Consider the following 19,817-nt stretch of genomic DNA (forward strand, 5'->3'; position numbering starts at 1 on the left):
AATTGCCACATCCGGCGGTCCGGTCTGCGGCAGTAAGGGGACAATCCCCTTTCGGGAGCTGTGAAATTCAGTTGGGGTAGCGGTGCCGTTCGGTCACATCGACCTGCACCAGCCGTCCCTCGTGGACGGTGAGCTGGATCGCGCCGAATTTCAGCTTTTCCAGCGCGTCGAGCACGGTCTGGACAGCACGCGACGGTTCGCCGCCTTCACCCTTTGGCTGTTCTTTGATTGCGCTCATCTTGTGCCCTTCCCATCTTCTGAGTCGGCCGCAACCGTATCCCAAGTGTTTTAGTAGACAATCCCTAAATTTGCTTTCTGCGCCCAAAGGTGAAGTTGCTGCGCCGAACGGATTCAGCCCCGCGACCAGCCGATGCGCTTCGTCGCCGAAGTGATTGCGCCCGCGCGCCAAGGCTGGCAAAGGCGCAGCCAATGAGCAAAATTAACGATCTGATGGCCCGCGGGACCGAACTTCTCGGCAGCGACTATGCCATTCTCTGCGGCGCGATGAGCTGGGTCTCGGAGCGCAATCTGGTAAGCGCGATCAGCAACGCCGGAGGCTTTGGCGTGATCGCCTGCGGCGCAATGACGCCCGAGCTTCTCGATGCCGAAATCGCCGCGACGAAGGCGCTCGCCACGCGCAATTTTGGGGTCAACCTGATCACGATGCATCCGCAGCTGTTCGACCTGATCGACGTCTGCGCGAAGCATGGCATCGGCCATGTCGTCCTTGCGGGCGGCCTGCCGCCGAAGGGCAGCCTCGAGGCGATCAAGGCGTCGGGCGCCAAGGTCATCTGCTTCGCGCCGACGCTGGCGCTTGCCAAGAAACTCGTTCGCTCGGGCGTCGATGCGCTCGTCATCGAGGGCATGGAAGCCGGCGGCCATATCGGTCCCGTGTCGACAAGCGTCCTCGCCCAGGAAATCCTGCCGAGCCTTGCCGAAGAGGTACCGATCTTCGTCGCCGGCGGTATCGGCCGCGGCGAGGCGATCGCGGGCTATCTCGAGATGGGTGCGTCGGGCGTCCAGCTCGGCACGCGCTTCGTCTGCGCGACCGAGAGCATCGCGCATCCGAACTTCAAAAAGGCCTTCATCCGCGCGTCGGCGCGCGACGCCGTCGCCAGCGTCCAGATCGACCCGCGCCTGCCGGTCATCCCGGTGCGCGCGCTCAAGAACAACGGCACCGAATCCTTCACCGCGAAGCAGCGCGAAGTCGCGAACCTGCTCGATGAGGGCGCGGTCGACATGATGGAGGCGCAGCTTCAGATCGAGCATTATTGGGCGGGCGCGCTCCGCCGCGCGGTCATCGACGGCGACGTCGACGGCGGCTCGTTAATGGCAGGGCAATCTGTCGGCATGGTAACCTCCGAAGAGAGCGTTGCCGATATCATCGCAACTTTGGTGCAACAGGCCGAAGCCGCGTTGCACGCCCGGGGTTGAGACCGCATAGTTTCGCGGTTGGGGAGAAGATCATGAATGTGTCGCGTAAGATCATCGTAGCCGGCTTGCTGGCGAGCGTCGCCGCCTGTGCGCCCAAACCGGTTGCCCCGCCGCCTCCGCCGCCCGCCCCGCCGCCCGTGGCAATCGTGATCCCCCCGCGCCCGCTGCCCCCCGGCAACGCGTCGCTGACCCAGATCCTGCCGGGCCGCGGCATCGACGGCCATTTCGTCACCGCAAACAGCGGCATCTCCGGCGACCGCGCTTTCTGGCAGCTCAAGATCGGGCTGAACGTCGCGGCGATCGGCTGCCGGGGAACCGAAGAGGCGACGCTGGTGTCGGCGTACAACAATATCATCAAGGCGCACGCGAAGGCGATCAAGTCGACCGAGAAGACCGTGATCGCCGACCTTGGCAAGGCGAACAAGACGAACGGGATCAAGGAGCGCGACCGCCTCTCAACCCAGCTTTTCAACTATTTCGCCCAGCCGCCGGCACAGCGCGCCTTCTGCGCGCGCGCCAACGAGGTCGCACAGCTCGTCTCTTCGACACCGGCCGCACAGGTCATCGCTCAAGCGCCGGGCCATCTCGCCGCTCTCGACCAGCCCTTCCTCGATTTCTATGAGGCCTATGCGAGATATCAGCTCGATGCGGCCTCGTGGGATGCGAAATATGCACCGCCGCCTGCGATCATGACCGCACCTGCAGCGCCCGCGGCCACCTATGGGGCGACGACGCCCGCTGCATCGCCGGCGTCGAATCCGAACGGCTAGGCCGGACAGGAAATTTCGCGCGCGCCCTTGGCGGCGGGGCACCGCATCTGTTAGCACGGATGCGACATGACAAACGCCCCGCCTCCGCCCTCGAGCGCCGCCCAGTCGGCGCGGACGATCCTGACCCGGCTCCACGAGGTGATGGCGGCGCGCACCAATGCGCAAAGCAAGCTCAACCAGGTCGTCGGAATCATCGGCGAATGCCTCGATAGCGAGGTCTGCTCGATCTATCTGCTGCGCGAGGGCGCTCTCGAACTCTACGCGACCCGCGGACTGAAGCAGGAGGCCGTCCACGTCACCCGCCTCGGCCTCGGCGAAGGCCTTGTCGGCACGATCGCCGAACAGATCGAAACGCTGAACCTCGACGAGGCCGCGGCACACCCCGACTTCTCCTATCGCCCCGAGACGGGCGAGGAGCTGTTCCACAGTTTCGCCGGCGTCCCGATCATTCGCCGCGAGCGCGCCGTCGGCGTCCTCTGCGTCCAGCACGCCGATCCGCGCCGCTACGAAGAGATCGAGATCGAGACGTTGCAGACGGTCGCGATGGTCCTCTCCGAACTGATCGCGAACGCCGATCTCGTCGACACGGCAGCACGCACCGACGCCGCCAATGCCGATCAGTCGGCACAGCGGCTGACCGGGCAGAAGCTCGTCGACGGCATGGGCGCCGGGGTCGCGGTCTGGCATCAGCCGCGCATCACGATCGAGCATACCGTCGCCGATGACATCGAGGCCGAACGCCACCGCGTCTACGCCGCCTTCGACAAGATGCGCGAACAGATCGACCGCATGGCGAGCCAGGCCGAATTCGGCGTCGGCGGCGAGCATGAAGAGGTCATCGAGACCTACAAGATGTTCGCCTATGACGAGGGTTGGTCGCGCCGGATCAACGAGGCGATCGACAGCGGCCTCACTGCCGAGGCGGCGATCGAGCGCGTCCAGCAACGCACCCGGATGCGGATGCGCCAGATCGACGATCCGCTGCTGCGAGACCGCATGCACGACCTCGAGGATCTGTCGAACCGGCTGATCCGCATCGTATCGGGGCAGATGGGCACCGCGGCGCAGGTCGGCCTCCGCCAGGATTCGATCCTGATCGCGCGCAACCTCGGCCCCGCCGAGCTGCTCGAGTACGACCGCCGCCGCCTGAAGGGCGTGGTGCTGGAAGAAGGATCGCTCACCGCGCACGTCATCATCGTCGCGCGCGCCATGGGGGTGCCGGTCATCGGCCGCGTCAGCGATGTGCGCACCTCGATCCGCGAGGGCGACCTGCTGTTGCTCGACGCCGGTGCCGGAACGGTGCAGGTCCGCCCGACGCAAGCCGTGCAGGATGCGTTCGACGCCAAGCTCGAAATCTCGCAGAAGCGCCGTGCGAACCTTGCCGCGCTGCGCGACCTTCCGGCTGTGACGAAAGACGGCGTGCCGATCGAGCTGATGATCAACGCGGGACTGCGTGAAGACATCGCCGCGCTCGACCTCACCGGGGCGCGCGGGATCGGACTGTTCCGTACCGAGTTCCAGTTCCTCGTCTCGGCGACGCTGCCCGCGCGCGAACGCCAGCAGCGGCTCTATCGCGACGTGCTCGACGCGGCGGGCGACCGGCCGGTGATCTTCCGTACCGTGGACATCGGCGGCGACAAGGCGCTGCCCTATATGAACACCGACACCGCGCTGGAGGAAAATCCGGCGATGGGGTGGCGTGCGCTGCGTCTCGCGCTCGAGCGCGAAGGCCTGCTGAAGGTTCAGGCGCGCGCGCTGATGGAAGCCGCAGCGGGACGGACCCTCAATGTGATGTTCCCGATGGTGTCCGAGCCCTGGGAATATGAGGCTGCGCGCGAGCTGTTCGTAAAGCAGCGCGCCTGGCTCGCGAGCCACAACAAGAAGCTGCCCGTCGCGATCCGTTACGGCGCGATGCTCGAAGTGCCGGGCCTGCTCGAAACGCTCGACCTGATGCTGCCGCACCTCGACTTCCTGTCGATCGGCACCAACGACCTGACGCAGTTCCTCTTCGCCGCCGACCGCGCGCATCCGCGGCTCGCCGAGCGCTACGACTGGCTGTCGCCGACGGTGATGCGCTACCTCGCGCGCGTCGTGAAGACGGTCGCGGGATCGAAGGTCGCGCTCGGCGTCTGCGGCGAGATGGGCGGGCGCCCGCTCGAAGCGATGGCGCTGCTCGGCGTCGGGATCGAACGGCTGTCGATCACACCTGCGGGCGTCGGCCCGGTCAAGGCGATGATCCGCTCGCTCGACCTCGGCAAGCTGCGTAGCGAGATCGGGACGATCCTGTCGCAGCCCGCCGCCAATCCGCGCGGGCAATATCTCGACTGGGCAAAGGCGCATCAGGTCGATCTCGGCGATTTCGAGAATTGACCTTCGGGGTAATTGCTTCGCCCTCAATGTTTATGATATGTTCTCTTCGTACAAGATGAGGAGAGAATGATGAGCGAGTCCCCCACCCGCGCGAACGGCCAGTGCCATTGCGGCGCGATCCGCTATTCGATGCCGACCGCGGTCGAGCATCATGCGCTTTGCCACTGCACCGACTGCCGTCGCCACGCCGGCGCGCCGATGGTCGGCTGGGCGCTGGTCGGCCAGGCCGATCTCGACATGACCGGCACGCCCAAAATCTATTCATCGTCCGAACATGGCCGCCGCCATTTCTGCGGCGATTGCGGCACCGGTCTCTTCTATACCAACGAAGCGATCTTCCCCGGCCCGATCGACGTCCAGACGGGCACACTCGACGACCCCGACCTGATCCCCGCGGGCGCACAGATCCAGATCGCCGAACGGATCGGCTGGATGGAAAAGCTGGACGAGATGCCGGCGTTCAACCGTTATCCCGGGATGGACTAACGCCGCTTCCCATCCGCCGCGACGATGGCGGCGACAAGCTTCGCGATATCCAGCCTTTGCTTGTCGTCGTCATAGCCCTGTCGCACGATCACGAGCTGGCGCGACGGGATGATGATCAGATACTGTCCGCGATTGCCGAAGGCCCCGAAGGCGTCGGCGGGAATCCCCGGTGACTTGTTCAACAGCCAGAAGCCGGCGCCATAGCCGAAGGCGCCGTCGGGCTGCGGCCCGCTCGGCGTCGTGACGAAGCGCCGCCAGTCCTCGGGCAGCAGACGCTGGCCCTCCCACATCCCGTCGTTCTGGTAGAGCAGGCCCAGCCGCGCAAGGTCGCGCGCCGTTGTCCAGACCTGGCTCGACAGGATATAGTCGCCGTTTCGGTCGTGCTCGGCGATGGTGCGCGTCATGCCCAGCCGGTCGAAGAAGGCGTTGGGATTGAGCAGCTTGTCGAAGCGGAAGGCTGCCGATTTTTCGTTCGCCTTGCGCTGTGCCTGCTGCAACGCGGCCTTTAGCGACAGCACCGCAAGCATCGTATCGTTGTTCGCGTAGCGATAGCGCGTGCCCGGAGGGTTGATCAGCGGCCACTGCACCGTCCACGGCCGGACGAGCGCGCCGCCCATATAGATGGCATCGCTCCGGTTGCCCGCACTGTCGCTCGTCAGGCCGCTCGCCATGCGCATCAGCTGCTCGGTGGTGATCGCGCCGCGGGGATCGTCGAACACCTGCCATTCGACGATCATCGCCGGCGCCTTCACATCGATCCAGCCATTATATGCCGCATTGCCGATCAGCGTCGCGGCCATCGACTTCGCCACCGAAAAGGTACGCTGCGAGGTGTGGATGTCGTGCCCGCTCCAATAGCGTTCGACCGCGATCCTGCCGTTCTTCACGATGAGCAGCGAGCTCGTCCGGCCACCGAAGCTCTCCATATTGATCGTCGCGCCCTCGAACGCCGTCAAAGCGCGCGGTCTCGGGGGAATCGCATCCTTGTCACCGAGCGGCCACGGCCGGTCGTCGAGCATCGGGGGGCCATGATTGAGGAAGCCGTCGATATGGCCGGGCTTCGTCCCGATCGGCAGCGTGACACAGCCTTCGCCGCGATCCCACATCGCGATACGCGGCGGCATGTCGTCGCGATATTTGACGCTGACGATCTTCGCCTTGTCGTCGATATCGGCCTTGAGCGCGCGGACGTCGGCCTCGATCTCGGGATAGATGCCGGTCAGTTCGTCGCGCTCGATCGCCTCGAGCGGCTTGCCCGCGCCGTTCCAGAGCGCCGAGCAGGTGAAGGCGGCACGATAGCCCGCAGCCCACGCGCGATTGATCTCGGCATTGGGATCGGCGGCGTGCGTCGGGACTGCTACGGCCGCGAGCGCAAGGCCGAGGATCAGGCGCTGCAACATCTCAGGGCCGCTCGCCGAAGCCAGCGCGCTGCGGCTTCTTCGCCCGGTCCCACCAGGCACGGCGGATGACGTCGGCGACGCGTTCGGGGTCGTCCGATCCGAAGCGGACGAGCAGGCCGGGCCAGCCCTCATAATGCGGCGTCTGCCAGAAAGTGTCGGGGTCAGTTTCAAGCAGGACGTCCTTTTCTTCGTGCGGGCTCATGACGTGAAAGCTGCCGGCCTCGCGCCCCGGCGACACGAAGGCCTTGCCGTTCACCTTCGGACAGGGCGTGCCATAGAAAGGCGCCATTTCGACATCGGGCAGCGCGCAGGCGAAGGCGACGACATCGTCCCAACTGTCGAGACGCGGCGCAGACATGCTATTCGCTCCCCTTCCCGCGCCGCTCGTCCCACCAGGCCATACGCTCGGCAATGCGCTTCTCGAAGCCGCGGTCGACCGGGCGATAAAGTTCGGCGGGGGCCATCTCGTCGGGCCAGTAATTATCACCCGAAAAACCCTCGGGCGCGTCATGATCGTAGCTGTAGCCCGCACCGTACCCCAGATCCTTCATCAACTTGGTCGGGGCATTCAGGATGTTTGCGGGTGGCGCGAGGCTGCCCGTCTCGCGCGCAGCGGCCCATGCGGCCTTTTGCGCCATATAGGCGGCGTTCGATTTGGGCGCAGTCGCGCAATAGAGGCACGCCTGCACGATCGCGAGTTCGCCCTCGGGCGAGCCGAGGAACTGATAGGCGTCCTTCGCGGCCAGACATTGCACCAGTGCCTGCGGGTCGGCGAGCCCGATATCTTCACTCGCGAAACGCGTAATGCGTCGGAGGACATAAAGCGGCTCCTCGCCCGCGACGAGCATCCGCGCCAGCCAGTAGAGCGACGCCTGCGGGTCCGACCCGCGCATCGCCTTGTGGAGCGCCGAGATCAGATTGTAATGGCCGTCGCGATCCTTGTCATAGACGGGCATCCGGCGGTGCAGGAATTGCGCAAGCTCGGCCGGGTCGAGCGGCTCGGCGATCGTCACCGAAAACAGCGTCTCGACCTGGTTGAGCAGAAAGCGCCCGTCGCCGTCGGCGCTCGCGATCAGTGCAGCGCGCGCATCGTCGGTCACCGGCAGCCGCTGCCCGAGCTCGGCCTCCGCCCGCTCGATCAACGTTCCCAGCGCGGCTTCTCCGAGACGATTGAGGACGAGCACCTGCGCCCGGCTGAGCAGCGCGGCGTTGAGCGCGAAGCTGGGGTTCTCGGTCGTTGCGCCGACCAGTACGACGGTGCCGCGCTCGACGAAGGGCAGGAAGCCATCCTGTTGCGCACGATTGAAGCGATGGATCTCGTCGACGAACAAGAGGGTACGCTTCCCCGCCGCGGCCATCTTCTCGGCGTCGGCAAACGCCTTCTTGAGGTCGGCAACGCCCGAGAAGACGGCCGACAGGGGAGCGAAGCGCATTCCCACCGCCTCGGCGAGCAAGCGGGCAATCGTCGTCTTGCCTGTGCCGGGCGGACCCCAGAGGATGATCGACGACAACTGTCCTGCGGCGACCATCCGGCCGATCGCGCCCTCGGGGCCGGTCAGATGCTCCTGCCCGACGACCTCGGCAAGGACTTTCGGCCGCAGCTTTTCGGCAAGCGGGACCGGGCCCGTCGCTACATCGGGTTGTACGGGATCGTCTGCGCCGAACAGATCCCCCACCGGATCAGACCCCGCGCCGCTGTTTCTGACGGATCAGCCGCAGATAGGTATCGGCCACCGACTGGTTGATCGCGTCCCACTGGTACGCCCCGCTTTCGGTCAGCGCCGCTGCGCCATGCCTCGCGCGCAGTTCGGGATCGCGGCAATAGAGTTCGAGGTCGTCGGCAAACAGGCTGATCGCACCCGGCGCGACGAGATATCCGGTCTGGCCGTGCTTGACGATGCTCGCGCTGCCCGTCGCACGCGCGGCGACCACCGGAAGCCCGCAGGCCATCGCTTCCAGCGTCACATTTCCGAAGGTTTCGGTCACCGACGGATTGAAAAAAATGTCACACGAAGCCAGCGCCCGCGCGAGGTTTTCTCCGCCCTGGAAGCCGACGAACTTGGCCTGCGGCAAACGCGATTCGAACCACTCGCCCGCAGGGCCCTCGCCGATCACCATCACCTGATGCGGCACCTTCCGCCGCTGGAGCTGGTCGATCGCATCGGCGAAAACGTCGAGGCCCTTTTCCATCACGAGCCGGCCGAGGAACGCGATGACGGGTACATCGTCGGCGATGCCCCACGACTGACGCCAGCTCATATCGCGCCGGCCCGGGTTGAACACGTCACGCTCGACCCCGCGGGTCCAGATGCCGATGTCGTAATTCATCCGTTGCTGGCGGAGAACCTGCGCGAAGCTCTCCGACGGAGCGATCAGCGCGTCGCATTTCCGGTAGAGCTTTCTGAGCCATGCGACGACGATCGGTTCGAGGAACGACAGGTTGTAATAGCGAAAATAGGTCTCGAAACGCGTGTGGACGGAACAGGCGACCGGCAACTTGCGTCGACGCGCCCATGCCGCTGCCTGCCGCGACACGCGGTCGGGGCTGGAGATGTGGAGGATGTTCGGCGCGAACGCCGTGATATCCTCGCGCACCCGCGACGAGAAATGCAGCGGAATGCGATATTCGGGACGGTTCGGGATCGCCATCGACGGCACGCTGACCAGATCGCCGGTCGGTTCGAAATCGGGATTGGCGACCGTCGGCGAATAGACCCGCACCGCGGCACCATGCGCGAGCAGAAAGCCGACGAGCCGGTTCAGCGCCTTGTTGGCGCCGTCGGTCGTCATGTTGTAGTTGCCGCTGAACAGGGCGATGCGAAGGTCCGAAACTTCCATCCGGCGTCGCCTAGTCCTTTAGCCCGCCAAAGGCAATCGCGTCAGAATTCCTCGCGGCCCGGCGGCGCCTCCGGATCGATCTCGACAGGCGGGTGCAGGCGAAGGTGGTGGACGCGGCGTTCGTCCGCCTCGGTCACCTCGATACGCCAGCCGCTCGGGTGGTGAAGTATCTCGCCCACCTCGGGAACATGCCCGGCGAGCACCGCGGCGAGGCCGCCCAGCGTGTCGACATCTTCCTCCACATCGCCCAGCCGCGGGTCGATCGCTTCGCCGATATCGTCGAGCTCGGCGCGGGCGTCGGCTTCCCAGCAGCCATTCTCGCCCGGCGTGAAGAGTGCGGTCGGCTCGTCGTCATGCTCGTCCTCGATCTCGCCGACGATTTCCTCGACCAGATCCTCGATCGTGACGAGGCCTTCGGTCCCCGAATATTCGTCGATCACGATGGCGAGGTGCGTCCGCTGCGCGCGCATGTCGGCAAGCAGGTCGAGCACGTCCATCGACTGGGGGACATAGAGCGGCTGGCGGATCAGGTCGATCAGCGGCGGCGGGGCCTTCTTCGTCGCCAGCACCGCAAAGACGTCCTTGACGTGGATCATCCCGACGACCTCGTCGAGCGTCTCGCGATAGACCGGCAGGCGGCTGTGTCCGGCGTCCACGAAGATCGCGACGACCTCGTCGAAGCTCGCGCTTTCGGAAATGGCAATGATCTCTCCGCGGGGAACGGCGACATCGTCGACGGTCTGCTCGCCGAAGTGCAGGAGGTTGCGGAGCATCTTGCGCTCGATCGGGGAGAGGTCGCCGACGATGCTGCTGCCGCGGCGGTCGTCGCCCTCTTCCTCGGCCTCGTCGATGACGTCTTCGATCTGTTCGCGGAGCGACGGCTCTTTCTCGCCGCCGAACAACATATGCTTGAGGCCGGTCCAGAGACCGGATCTACTGTCCTCTTCCGATCGGTTCGAAGACCCCTGGTCGTCGGGCATGATGGTACGTGTTTCCCTGTTAATCCTGATGGTCATATGGATTGGCGAGGCCCAGCGATGCAAGCGCTTTCACCTCCAGCCCCTCCATCGTAGCGGCGCTGACGTCATCCATATGGTCATAGCCGACAAGGTGGAGCGTACCGTGGACGATCAGATGGGTCGCGTGATCCTCCAGCGAAATCCCCTTTTCCCCGGCCTCGCGCGCGCAGGTTTCGCGCGCCAGCACGATATCGCCGAGCAGGATTTCGCCGTCATCGCTGTTGGCCATCGTTTCGAGCAGGTCCGCCTGCACCTGCGGAAAGGACAGCACGTTGGTCGGCTTGTCCTTGCCGCGAAAGTCGCGATTGAGCGCATGGACTTCGGCGTCGTCGGTCAGACGGATCGCGATCTCGACCAGCGGTGCGGCATCGGCGAGCGAGGCGAAAGGCGTCAGCGCAAGCGCCGCAGCGGCGGCTTCCGCACCGCGCGCTTCCCAGTCAAGTGCGTCGGGCCAGGGCGAGGCTTCGTGGGTTTCCACGCTCAGCATGAAGAAGCCTGCAAACAAAAAAGCGCAGAAAACTGCGCAACTTCATTCGGAAATCGCTTTTCGGGCTGTGGAATCCGGACAAGAGGTATCATGGCTTCGACGCTATCGCCCTGCCGCAACGTAGGACAGCGAAAAATTGTCCCGGTCAGGGGAGCTCGAGCCTTACCCGTGTTCCGGGAGCCGCATCGTCGATCCGGAGCCTGCCCCGGTGGAGCGCGACGATTGCGCTCACCAGCGACAGGCCCAGCCCGCTCCCCGGTTCGCCCGCAGTGTCGGGCAAGCGAAAGAAGCGCTCGGTGACCTTTTCGCGATAGGCGGGCGGGATGCCGGGGCCGGCGTCGGATATTTCCACCACAACACCCGTTGCCATTCGTGCGGCGCTGACCGTCACCGCGCCCGCATCGCTCCCATATTTCACGGCGTTGTCGAGCAGATTGGATATCGCCTGGAACAGCAGGTCGGGGTCGGCTTCGAGCATCAGGCCGGGGGCGATGCGGCTTTCGATACGTTGCCCGCGCGCTTCGGCATCGGGCAGGTGAAACTCGACGGCGTCGGCGAGTAGTGTCGATAGGTCGACCCGGCGGAAGCCCGCATGGTGCCGCCCGCTCTCAATCCGCGCGATGCGCAGCAGGGCATCGAAGATCGATTGCAGGCGCCCGGCCTCGGCCAGCGCCTGATCGGCGAGGCGCTGGCGTTCGCTCTCGTCGGCCGTCATCCGGAGATCGTCGAGGTCCGCGTGGAGCCGCGCCAGCGGCGTGCGCAGTTCGTGCGCGACATTGTCCGACACACGGCGGACCGCGTCGACCGCTTCCTCGATCCGGCCGAGCATCTGGTTGAGCGTGCCCGCGAGTTCGTCGAAATCGTCACCGGTGCCGCGCAAGGGGATGCGCTCGGTCAGGCTGCCCGCCATCACGCGCCGCGCGGTCTGCGTCACCGCATCGATCCGCCGGCCGACCGCGCGGCCCATCGCGACACTTCCACCAATCGCCAGCGCGGCGGCGATCAGGATCAGCCAGGCCGCGGCGACGGAGAAAATCTCGTCGCGGTCGTCGATATCCTCGACATCGCGCCCGACGATCAGCCGGGCGCCGTCGTCGAGGCGGCGTTCGACCGACAGCGCGGTATAATCCTGCTCGGTCCCGAGAAAGGAAATGTCCGCATCGAGCAGCTGCCAGTCGGCGATTGTCGCCCTGGGCCAGCTCGGAAGATTGGCGGTCAAGACCCTGCCATCGGACAGCAGCAGCGCGTGAAACGCCCGTCTCGGCCCGCTCTTCTCGCGAAGCCGAAGCGCGCGCAGCAGGGCGTCGCGGCCGCCGGCGCGGTCGACGGCCGCAAGACTGCCCGCCTCGCGCTGGACGGCGGAGGCCTCCTTCACCATCGGTTGATGGACCCCGAACCAATAGGCGGCGCCGAACATCGCCGCAGTCGAGGTCAGGAACAGGGCGACATAGACCAGTCCCAACCGCACGGTCAGGCTGCGCCAGGGGCCGCGACGCGCCCGCACGGTCAAGCGCCCGCCCGCATGACATAGCCGGTGCCGCGTACCGTGTGGATCAGTGGACCATCGTGGCCGCGATCGACCTTTTGCCGCAGGCGGCTGACATGCTGGTCGATGATGTTCGTCTGCGGATCGAAATGATAGTCCCAGACATGTTCGAGCAGCATCGAGCGCGTGACAACGCGCCCCTCGTTGCGCGCGAGATAGGCAAGGATACGGAATTCCCGCGCGGTCAGGTCGATCGCGCGCCCCTGCCGCCGGACCTGCTGGCCGAGGAGGTCGATATCGAGATCGCCCACGCTCAGCTTCGTCTCGGCGACGATCGCGGGGCCGCGACGGCCGAGCACGTCGATGCGGGCGAGCAGCTCCGACATCGCGAAAGGCTTGGTCAGATAGTCGTCTCCGCCGGCGCGCAGCCCCGCGACACGCTCGTCGACCTCGCCAAGAGCGCTCAGGAACAGCACCGGCGTCGTGTCGCCGGTGGCGCGGATCGTCTGGACGATCGTCAGCCCGTCGACATTCGGCAGCATGCGGTCGACGACAATCAGGTCGAAGGTTTCGGAGGCAGCGCGAAGCAGACCCTGCCGGCCATCGCCCTCGACGGTGACGAGATGCCCGGCGGCCTTCAGCCCCTTGCCGATATGCTCCGCCACGCGGGCATCATCCTCAATCACCAATATCTGCATCGCTCTCCCGTTACCGGTTGACCGGCAAAATCGCCAGCCGCGGGGCGAACATGTCGAAAATCAAATGAATGCCCCATCGAGGCGTCAGGCCGCGCTGCCACTGCCGTTCGCGAAGGAGCAGGCGATGGCACAGGTACAGAGGCAGACGACGGATGCGGCTTCCTCCGCCCCCCGGCCGCAAAAGGAGATGCTGTCGGTCTTCGATCTCGATCGCACCCTTACCGTCCTGCCGACCTACACCCCCTTCCTGTGGTTCGCGATGCGCAGCCGCGCGCCGTGGCGCCTGCTCCTTCTCCCGCTGCTGCTACCCGTTGCGCTGCTCTATGCGCTGAAGCTGATTCCGCGGTGCCGCATGAAGCAGGCGATGCACTGGGCCGCTCTGGGCAGTGCGCTGCCCGAACGCGAGGCAGCGCGGCTCGCCGACCGTTTCGCGCGGCATCTGGTTTCGCGAGGGCTCTATGCCGAGGGCGTCGCTCTGATCGACGCAGAGCGCAAGGCCGGGCGACGGATCATCCTCGCGACCGCGGCGCCGCATTTCTATACCGCAGCGCTGGCCAGGCGGCTGGGCATCGGCGACGTCGTCGCGACGGCGTCAAGCTGGCGGGACGGTCATCTGACGCCGGAGATCATGTCGGCCAATTGCTATGGCGCCGACAAGCGTGCGCTCGTCGAGGCGTTCCTGGCCCGGTCGGGCATCATGCGCGATACGGCGCATATCCGTTTCTATTCGGACCATGCGTCCGACCTGCCGATGTTCGAGCTTGCCGACGAGGCGATCGCCGTCAATCCGTCGCCAAGGATGCGATCGCTCGCCACCGCCCGTGGCTGGCCGGTTCTGGACTGGCGGCGGTGAGCGCAATGCACATCGGCTTCCTCTTCAACCACCACGGCGGGCATCAGGTCGCGCATGCGTTGCCGGTGGCGCTCGCACTGCTGCGCCGCGGGACCAATGCAAAGGTCAGCGTCCTCGTCTCCGAAGGTTGCGAGGGCGAGGTCCGGCGGATGGCGGCCGCGACGCCCGGCCCCGCACCCCAGATCGTTCGCCTGCACCCGCCGTCAAGGCTGGCTCGCGCCGCAAACCGGGCGAGCGGGCGGTCGATCCCCGCCGACATCATCTCAACGCTCCACCGCAACCTCGACCGCTTCAGGGCGCTCGATGCGCTCGTCGTACCCGAAAAGACGTCGCTGATGCTGAAGTCGCTTTTCGGACTGAAATCGCTGAAGCTCGTCCACACGCGCCACGGTGCGGGCGATCGGGCGATCGGGTTCGACAAGGCGAGCGGCAAGTTCGACCTCGTCCTCCTGTCGGGCGAGAAGATCCGCGACCGGCTGGCCGAAGCCGACCTGTTGAAAGACGACGGGCATGCGATCGTCGGCTATCCGAAGTTCGACATCGCCCCGCCGAAGCATCCGCGACTCTTCCCGAAGGACAAGCCCACGGTCCTCTACAACCCGCACCCCTCGCCCGCCCTGTCGTCCTGGTACCGGATGGGGCCGCAGATTCTCGACTGGTTCGCGAAGAGCGACCGGTACAATCTGATCTTCGCGCCGCATGTGATGCTGTTCAAAAAGCGGATCACCGCCTCGCTCTCGCCCTTCGCGGTCGGCTGGAACCACGGCCCGCAGCCCGGCGACTATGAGCAGGACCATATGCTGATCGACACCGGCAGCCCCGCCTCGCTCGACATGACCTATACCGACGCCGCCGACATCTACATCGGCGATGCGAGCAGCCAGGTTTACGAGTTCATTCGCCGGCCCCGGCCGTGCTTCTTCCTCAATCCGCGCGGCCATACCTGGCAGGGCAACCCCTATTTCGCGCACTGGCGCGCAGGACATGTACTGGATGACCTCGACCAGCTCGATGCCGCACTCGCCGAGGTTCCGCGCCTGACGCCTGCGATGCGCGAGCGGCAGGAAAGCCTGTTCAACTATAGCTTCGACCTGCAGGAACGCCCCTCGTCCGAGCGCGCGGCCGAGGCGATCCTCGACTATATGGCGCGCCAGTGAGCATCGCGGCCGCTTCTCCGCTTGCGAGCCTTCTCGACTATGGCGTCAGGAAGACGCTGCACAAGGCGTGGGTGCATCTGCTGACCGCGCTGCCATTGGCGCGATCGGAGCCGGTCGTGACGTCGCGCTATGGCGTCAGGATGCGCGCTAACTGGCGCGACCGGACCTTCCAATATTGCCGCTACGCCACATACGGCCGCGCGCTGTCGAACTATATCGCGGTGCAGGAGCGACCTTTTACCTTTGTCGACATCGGCGCCAATCAGGGCCTCTATAGCCTGCTTGCGGCTCGTAACCGCCATTGCGTGTCGGCGGTGGCGTTCGAGCCGGTCGCGGCGACCTTTGCCCTGCTGCGCGACAATATTGCGCTCAACGGCGCGGGCGCGACGATCCGGCCGGTGCACGCGGCGGTATCGCTGCATTCGGGGATGGCGCGGATCGCGACCGACGGGGCGCATAGCGGGGTCGCGAGCCTGCGCGAAGCGGCTGCACAAGGCGGCGAGGAAATCCGTATCCTCGGGATAACAGGGGTCGATACGCTGCTCGAAGGCGCCGAACCGCTGATCGTCAAGATCGACGTCGAGGGACATGAGGAGACCGTCGTCGAAGCACTGATGGCATCCGCGCATCGCGACCGGATCGCGGCGATCTTCTATGAGGTCGATGCGCGCTGGACCGATGCCGATGCGATCGAGGTGCGGCTGCGGGATGCCGGCTTCGCACGCTTCACGCGGCACGGCATCGGGCGGCACTACGACATATTGGCGGAGCGCGCCTGACCGATCAGTGCATATGCTTCAGCTTGTCGGGGTTGCGCATCACATAGATGGCGGTGATCTTCCCGTCTTCGATCTCGAAAGCGGTTGTCTGGAACTCGCCATCGGCCTCGCGGGTGACGAAGCCCGGCAGACCGTTGATCGTGCCGGTGTGGAGCAGCGTCGACCCATATTTGCCGAACAGGACGGCGAGGCTGCGGTGCAGCTTCAGCACGATATCGTGCCCCGTCACCACGCCCATTGCCGCCGGCCGCTTGCCGCCGCCGTCGGCCCACATGCCGACATCGGCCGCGAGCATCGCACCGAGTGCGCCCATGTCGCCGCTGCGCGAGGCCGCGAAGAAGGCATTCGCGATTTCGAGCCCGCGTTCCTTTTCCATCTTGTAGCGCGGTCGCGCGTCGCGGACGTGGGTGCGGGCGCGTGCGGCGAGCTGGCGCGTCGCGGCGGGATCGCGGTCTATCGTCTTCGCGACCTCGTCGAATTCGACGCCGAAGACGTCGTGGAGCAGGAAGGCCGCGCGTTCGAGCGGGGAGAGCCGTTCGAGCGCCAGCATCAGCGGCAGGGTGACGTCGTCCTCTTCCTCCTCCTCGACCAGCGGGTCGGGAAGCCAGGGGCCGACATAAGTCTCGCGCTGATTTCGCGCCGACTTGATCTGGTCGAGGCAGAGCCGCGTCACGGTGCGGCGCAGGAAAGCCGCAGGCTCGCGCACCGCATCGCGGTCGGTGCCGAGCCAGCGGATGAAGGCATCCTGCACCACATCCTCGGCATCGGCGACCGAGCCGAGCATGCGATAGGCGACGCGGGTGAGCAGCGGGCGGAGCGGGTCGAAACTCGCCGCCGCGTCCGCCGCACCCATTTCGTTGCGGATGCCCTCGGGGGTCATCAGGCGGCCTTCACCAGCACGCCGCCCTCGTACCAGAGGTCGAAGCCGACCGCGATGCGGTTCCAGCCATTGATGACGTTGATCATCACCGTCAGGTTCACCTGTTCCTCCGGCGTGAAATGCGCTTCGAGCGCTTCCTTCGCGGCCTTCTGTGTGTGCCCTTCGGACAGCTTGGTCAAGGCGTCGGTCCACGCCAGCGCGGCGCGTTCGCGGTCGGTATAGACCGGGGCTTCATGCCAGGCGGCGAGCAGGTAGATGCGCTGTTCGGTCTCGCCATGCGCGCGGGCGTCGACGGTGTGCATGTTGATGCAGTTGGCGCAGCCGTTGAGGATCGACGAACGGATCTTCACCAGCTCGACGAGCGTCTTGTCGAGGCTCTTCTCGGCGGCCATGCTGGCGGCCATCCACTGCTTCATCAGCGTCGGGGCGGCGGCGTAGGGGTCGGTTACCTTGGTCATGTCACATCTCCTTCATGGGGTTGTACTGACATGACGAAACAGGACCGGCGCGTGTGACATGGGCGGCGAAAAAGTTTCGCGGGGTATGATTTTTTTTGCCTGCTCTCAAGACAAGTCACTGGAAACCCATCGTTTCGGATAATGCGCTTTTCGCCCTCGCGAAGCTGCACTAGCATCGCCCCGTCTTCGACAAGAGGGGGATGATCCATGAAATTTCTCGATGGTTTTACCGAACAGGCCTATGCGCTGCTCCGCATCGTCGCGGGCCTGCTGTTCCTCGCGCATGGCGTGCAGAAATTCTTCAACTTCCCGGTGCAATTTCCGATGCCGCTCAACCCGATGCTGCAGGCGGCAGGGGTGATCGAGCTGGTCGCCGGCGGCCTGATCGTCATCGGGCTGTTCACGCGCCCCGCGGCATTCCTCGCGAGCGGCATGGCCGCGGTCGGTTACTGGGTCGCGCATGGCAGCCAGGGGCCCTTCCCGATCGCCAACGGCGGCGAGACGATCGTGCTGTACTGCTTCCTCTTCCTGTTCGTCGCGACGCGCGGCGCAGGCATCTGGAGCGTCGACGGGGCACGGGCGAAATAGGGCATTCCGGTGTCCGATGCAGGAGCGGCGCGCGGGCGGCGACATCTTCTTTGGGGCGCCCTGCTTGGCGCCGTTCTTGCCCTTCTTGGCATGGCCGTCGCCGAAATCCGGTTCTCCGGTCGCGAAGAGCCGCTTTATCTGCGGATCGCCGACGATAATTTCGACGAGACATCCGGCGCGCAAATCAGGGCCGAAGACGGGCCGACGAGCGTGAGGCTGATCCGGAGCTGCGGCATCGACGCGTTCACGGTCGACAGCATGATACCCGACCATGTCGGATCGTCATTCGTCCGCATCGACACCACACCCGAGGCTCGCCTGAACTGCCTGATCGGGGAAGCCCGCGCCCATTCGATGTCGCTTGCGATCACTAGGGGACAGGACACGACCGAGATAAACTGCCTTCCCGGCTGGCCGACCCGTTTTCGACACCTCGATCCGGCCGACTATGAGGCGTGCCGCGGCAAGAACCCCGAGCCGGTGTTCGAAGAGGTCCATCCGCATGCACAATGAAGACCGAACGCCGCCATCGGCAGATATTGCGATTTAATCGCACGCGATCTATATAAGGGCAAATCCGAATGGAGATGCCCATGTCCCCCTCCCCCAAGGCCGTCCCGAGCGACCGCAATCTGTCGCAGTTCATCTGCTTCGCCGTCTATTCCGCGAACCTCGCCTTCGGGCGCGCGTATAAGCCTTTGCTCGACAAGCTGGGGCTGACCTACACCCAATATATCACACTGGTCGCGCTCGCCGACGAGGACGATGTGACGGTGAGCGCGCTCGGCGAGAAACTGTTCCTTGAATCGAACACGCTGACGCCGATCCTGAAGAAGCTGGAATCGCTCGGTTATCTGAAACGCCAGCGCGATCCAGCCGACGAACGCCAAGTGCGACTGAACCTGCTTCCTGCGGGCCGTGCACTCGTTGAGCAGGATCCCGGCGCCGCGCTGTTCGACGCGACCGGGCTTGGTGCCGATTTCGTGAAGGTGCAGCAGGATATCGCCCGGCTGCGCGACAATCTGCTGAACCACGCCAGAGCCGGCGACGCATAAAATAGGGGGCGGTCCTTGCGGGCCGCCCCCAGTTGCGGGCTTCACATGGTGAAGGTCTTCAGATCTTTTTGGTGTTCGCCTCGATCAGCTTCTTCGCTTCGGCGATCGCCTTGTCGGTCGTCAGTTTCTTGTCCTGAATCTCGTTCGCCATATCAAGCAGGCGGCCGCTGATCACGGTGCCGGTCTCGGCCTCTTCCTGAATTGCGATGCCGCCCTTGGTCGCGGCGACACGGTCCCATTCGGCGCGAACGGCCGCCCAATAATCCTTGGTCGCGGCCCAGTAGTCGTCGGCCGCCTTCACGTCATACTGGTCGTATTTGATATAGGTGTTGAGGACATATTCCTGGACGATCGGGACGAGCTTGCTGTCCTTGATCCCCATCTTGGTATTGTCCTGCCAGTGGACCCAGCCGTCGGGCGAGGGCTGGTGGCGGTTGATCGAGTAATAGCGGTCGTAAACGGGTTTCCGCACCGCATCGCGGCGCGCGAGCGGACGCCATGTCCAGTTCGAACGCCAGCGGCGAAGCCCCGCCTGCGTCTCGAACTGTCCCCAGCCGCCGTAGCGCGGGCTGTCGTCGACCTGATACACCGTCTGCGACCAGCGGCCGGTGCGCATCTTTTCGGGGACGTCTTCCCAGGTCCAGGTGTTGCGGTCCGAATAGACGAGCACCTTCGCGGGCTCATATTCCCAGTCCTGACGCCAATGCTTGATGATCATGCTCTTGCCGTCCTCGTCGGTGATGACGAGCATGTGCTGGAGCACGATCTTGCGGCCAGTGTCCTCGATCACGCGGACGACTTCGTTGCCGCCCGAGCGCTTCGGCTCGAGCGCGACATAGTCGGGATCCCAGCGCGTCGATTCCTGCATGTTGAAGCTGACGCGATAGTTGCCCGCCATCGCAAGGATGTCGGCGCGGTCGGCCTCGAAATTGGCGGCCGCCTCTTCCCTGGCGATCGGCGGATGCGCGAAAGCGGCGATGGGCAGCGCGGCCGAGAGCAGCAACAGGCCAGCGGCTATCGAGCGACAGGTCTTTTTCATCGGTGCAGTCCTTCTTTTCG

General features: G+C 65.2%; 22 protein-coding genes. 10 read left to right on the forward strand and 12 right to left on the reverse strand.

All coding sequences use genetic code 11. The features are described from left to right. Positions 1–67 precede the first annotated feature (67 nt). Positions 68–238: a YezD family protein gene (locus tag L7H23_RS06675; protein WP_237838568.1), complete on the reverse strand. Its 171-nt coding sequence runs from the start codon at positions 236–238 to the stop codon at positions 68–70. A gap of 191 nt (positions 239–429) precedes the next feature. Here L7H23_RS06675 and L7H23_RS06680 point away from each other — a divergent pair, with 191 nt between their 5' ends. The 4 genes from L7H23_RS06680 (at position 430) to L7H23_RS06695 (ending at position 5,060) form a co-directional block, all read left to right on the forward strand. Next, positions 430–1,434, forward strand: coding sequence for a nitronate monooxygenase (locus L7H23_RS06680; protein WP_237838569.1), 1,005 nt, complete (start codon positions 430–432; stop codon positions 1,432–1,434). Between the two features lie 32 nt (positions 1,435–1,466). Continuing rightward, positions 1,467–2,204 carry a hypothetical protein gene (locus L7H23_RS06685; RefSeq protein WP_237838570.1) on the forward strand — a complete coding sequence of 246 codons (738 nt, stop codon included), beginning with the start codon at positions 1,467–1,469 and terminating at the stop codon, positions 2,202–2,204. Positions 2,205–2,270: 66 nt separating this feature from the next. After that, positions 2,271–4,574 (forward strand): phosphoenolpyruvate--protein phosphotransferase, encoded by a 2,304-nt coding sequence (gene ptsP, locus L7H23_RS06690; RefSeq protein ID WP_237838571.1) that lies wholly within the window; start codon positions 2,271–2,273, stop codon positions 4,572–4,574. A gap of 69 nt (positions 4,575–4,643) precedes the next feature. After that, positions 4,644–5,060, forward strand: coding sequence for a GFA family protein (locus L7H23_RS06695; RefSeq protein ID WP_237839142.1), 417 nt, complete (start codon positions 4,644–4,646; stop codon positions 5,058–5,060). On the opposite strand, the gene L7H23_RS06700 is transcribed toward L7H23_RS06695, so the two are convergent. From L7H23_RS06700 to L7H23_RS06735, 8 genes are all read right to left on the reverse strand, one after another. After that, the gene (locus tag L7H23_RS06700) at positions 5,057–6,460 is read right to left on the reverse strand and encodes a serine hydrolase (protein WP_237838572.1); all 1,404 of its coding nucleotides are present in this window, start codon (positions 6,458–6,460) and stop codon (positions 5,057–5,059) included. The two genes, L7H23_RS06695 and L7H23_RS06700, sit on opposite strands and share 4 nt — an antisense overlap. A gap of 1 nt (position 6,461) precedes the next feature. Further along, positions 6,462–6,818 (reverse strand): MmcQ/YjbR family DNA-binding protein, encoded by a 357-nt coding sequence (locus tag L7H23_RS06705; RefSeq protein ID WP_237838573.1) that lies wholly within the window; start codon positions 6,816–6,818, stop codon positions 6,462–6,464. Position 6,819: 1 nt separating this feature from the next. Next, positions 6,820–8,136 carry a replication-associated recombination protein A gene (locus tag L7H23_RS06710; protein ID WP_237838574.1) on the reverse strand — a complete coding sequence of 439 codons (1,317 nt, stop codon included), beginning with the start codon at positions 8,134–8,136 and terminating at the stop codon, positions 6,820–6,822. A gap of 4 nt (positions 8,137–8,140) precedes the next feature. Then, positions 8,141–9,298, reverse strand: coding sequence for a glycosyltransferase family 1 protein (locus L7H23_RS06715; RefSeq protein WP_237838575.1), 1,158 nt, complete (start codon positions 9,296–9,298; stop codon positions 8,141–8,143). A 41-nt stretch (positions 9,299–9,339) separates the two neighbouring features. Then, positions 9,340–10,278: a hemolysin family protein gene (locus tag L7H23_RS06720; protein ID WP_237838576.1), complete on the reverse strand. Its 939-nt coding sequence runs from the start codon at positions 10,276–10,278 to the stop codon at positions 9,340–9,342. 19 nt (positions 10,279–10,297) lie between these two features. Beyond that, positions 10,298–10,804 (reverse strand): rRNA maturation RNase YbeY, encoded by a 507-nt coding sequence (gene ybeY / locus L7H23_RS06725; protein WP_237838577.1) that lies wholly within the window; start codon positions 10,802–10,804, stop codon positions 10,298–10,300. 145 nt (positions 10,805–10,949) lie between these two features. After that, complete coding sequence (locus L7H23_RS06730; protein ID WP_237838578.1) at positions 10,950–12,308, reverse strand: HAMP domain-containing sensor histidine kinase; 1,359 nt, start codon at positions 12,306–12,308, stop codon at positions 10,950–10,952. Positions 12,309–12,310: 2 nt separating this feature from the next. Further along, complete coding sequence (locus L7H23_RS06735) at positions 12,311–12,988, reverse strand: response regulator transcription factor (RefSeq protein WP_237838579.1); 678 nt, start codon at positions 12,986–12,988, stop codon at positions 12,311–12,313. Positions 12,989–13,112: 124 nt separating this feature from the next. On the opposite strand from L7H23_RS06735, the gene L7H23_RS06740 reads away from it, so the two are divergent. From L7H23_RS06740 to L7H23_RS06750, 3 genes are read left to right on the forward strand one after another with little or no spacing between them, the layout of a single operon-like run. Continuing rightward, on the forward strand, positions 13,113–13,841 hold the full coding sequence (locus L7H23_RS06740; protein ID WP_237838580.1) for an HAD-IB family hydrolase: 729 nt from the start codon (positions 13,113–13,115) through the stop codon (positions 13,839–13,841). Positions 13,842–13,846: 5 nt separating this feature from the next. Next, positions 13,847–14,998, forward strand: a complete 1,152-nt coding sequence (locus tag L7H23_RS06745; protein ID WP_237839143.1) for a hypothetical protein — start codon at positions 13,847–13,849, stop codon at positions 14,996–14,998. Further along, a complete protein-coding gene (locus tag L7H23_RS06750) occupies positions 14,995–15,777 on the forward strand; it encodes an FkbM family methyltransferase (RefSeq protein WP_237838581.1) in 783 nt (260 codons plus the stop codon). The genes L7H23_RS06745 and L7H23_RS06750 overlap by 4 nt, the downstream gene beginning before the upstream one ends. Before the next feature lie 4 nt (positions 15,778–15,781). Here the strand turns inward: L7H23_RS06750 and L7H23_RS06755 are convergent, their stop codons facing one another. Beyond that, entirely contained in the window at positions 15,782–16,657 is an 876-nt protein-coding gene (locus L7H23_RS06755; protein WP_237838582.1) for a sigma-70 family RNA polymerase sigma factor, read from the reverse strand. Beyond that, positions 16,657–17,115: a carboxymuconolactone decarboxylase family protein gene (locus L7H23_RS06760; protein WP_237838583.1), complete on the reverse strand. Its 459-nt coding sequence runs from the start codon at positions 17,113–17,115 to the stop codon at positions 16,657–16,659. Before L7H23_RS06760 ends, L7H23_RS06755 begins: the two co-directional genes overlap by 1 nt. A gap of 207 nt (positions 17,116–17,322) precedes the next feature. Between L7H23_RS06760 and L7H23_RS06765 the strand changes: the two genes are divergently transcribed. The 3 genes from L7H23_RS06765 (at position 17,323) to L7H23_RS06775 (ending at position 18,758) form a co-directional block, all read left to right on the forward strand. After that, positions 17,323–17,703: a DoxX family protein gene (locus L7H23_RS06765; RefSeq protein ID WP_237838584.1), complete on the forward strand. Its 381-nt coding sequence runs from the start codon at positions 17,323–17,325 to the stop codon at positions 17,701–17,703. A 90-nt stretch (positions 17,704–17,793) separates the two neighbouring features. Next, on the forward strand, positions 17,794–18,216 hold the full coding sequence (locus L7H23_RS06770; RefSeq protein ID WP_237838585.1) for a hypothetical protein: 423 nt from the start codon (positions 17,794–17,796) through the stop codon (positions 18,214–18,216). A gap of 80 nt (positions 18,217–18,296) precedes the next feature. Further along, the gene (locus L7H23_RS06775; protein WP_237838586.1) at positions 18,297–18,758 is read left to right on the forward strand and encodes a MarR family transcriptional regulator; all 462 of its coding nucleotides are present in this window, start codon (positions 18,297–18,299) and stop codon (positions 18,756–18,758) included. Between the two features lie 58 nt (positions 18,759–18,816). Here L7H23_RS06775 and L7H23_RS06780 read toward each other — a convergent pair whose 3' ends face one another. Then, on the reverse strand, positions 18,817–19,797 hold the full coding sequence (locus L7H23_RS06780; protein ID WP_237838587.1) for a DUF6607 family protein: 981 nt from the start codon (positions 19,795–19,797) through the stop codon (positions 18,817–18,819). Between the last annotated feature and the right edge of the window lie 20 nt (positions 19,798–19,817).

The sequence above is a fragment of the Sphingopyxis sp. BSN-002 genome, from assembly GCF_022024275.1.
Lineage (GTDB): Bacteria > Pseudomonadota > Alphaproteobacteria > Sphingomonadales > Sphingomonadaceae > Sphingopyxis.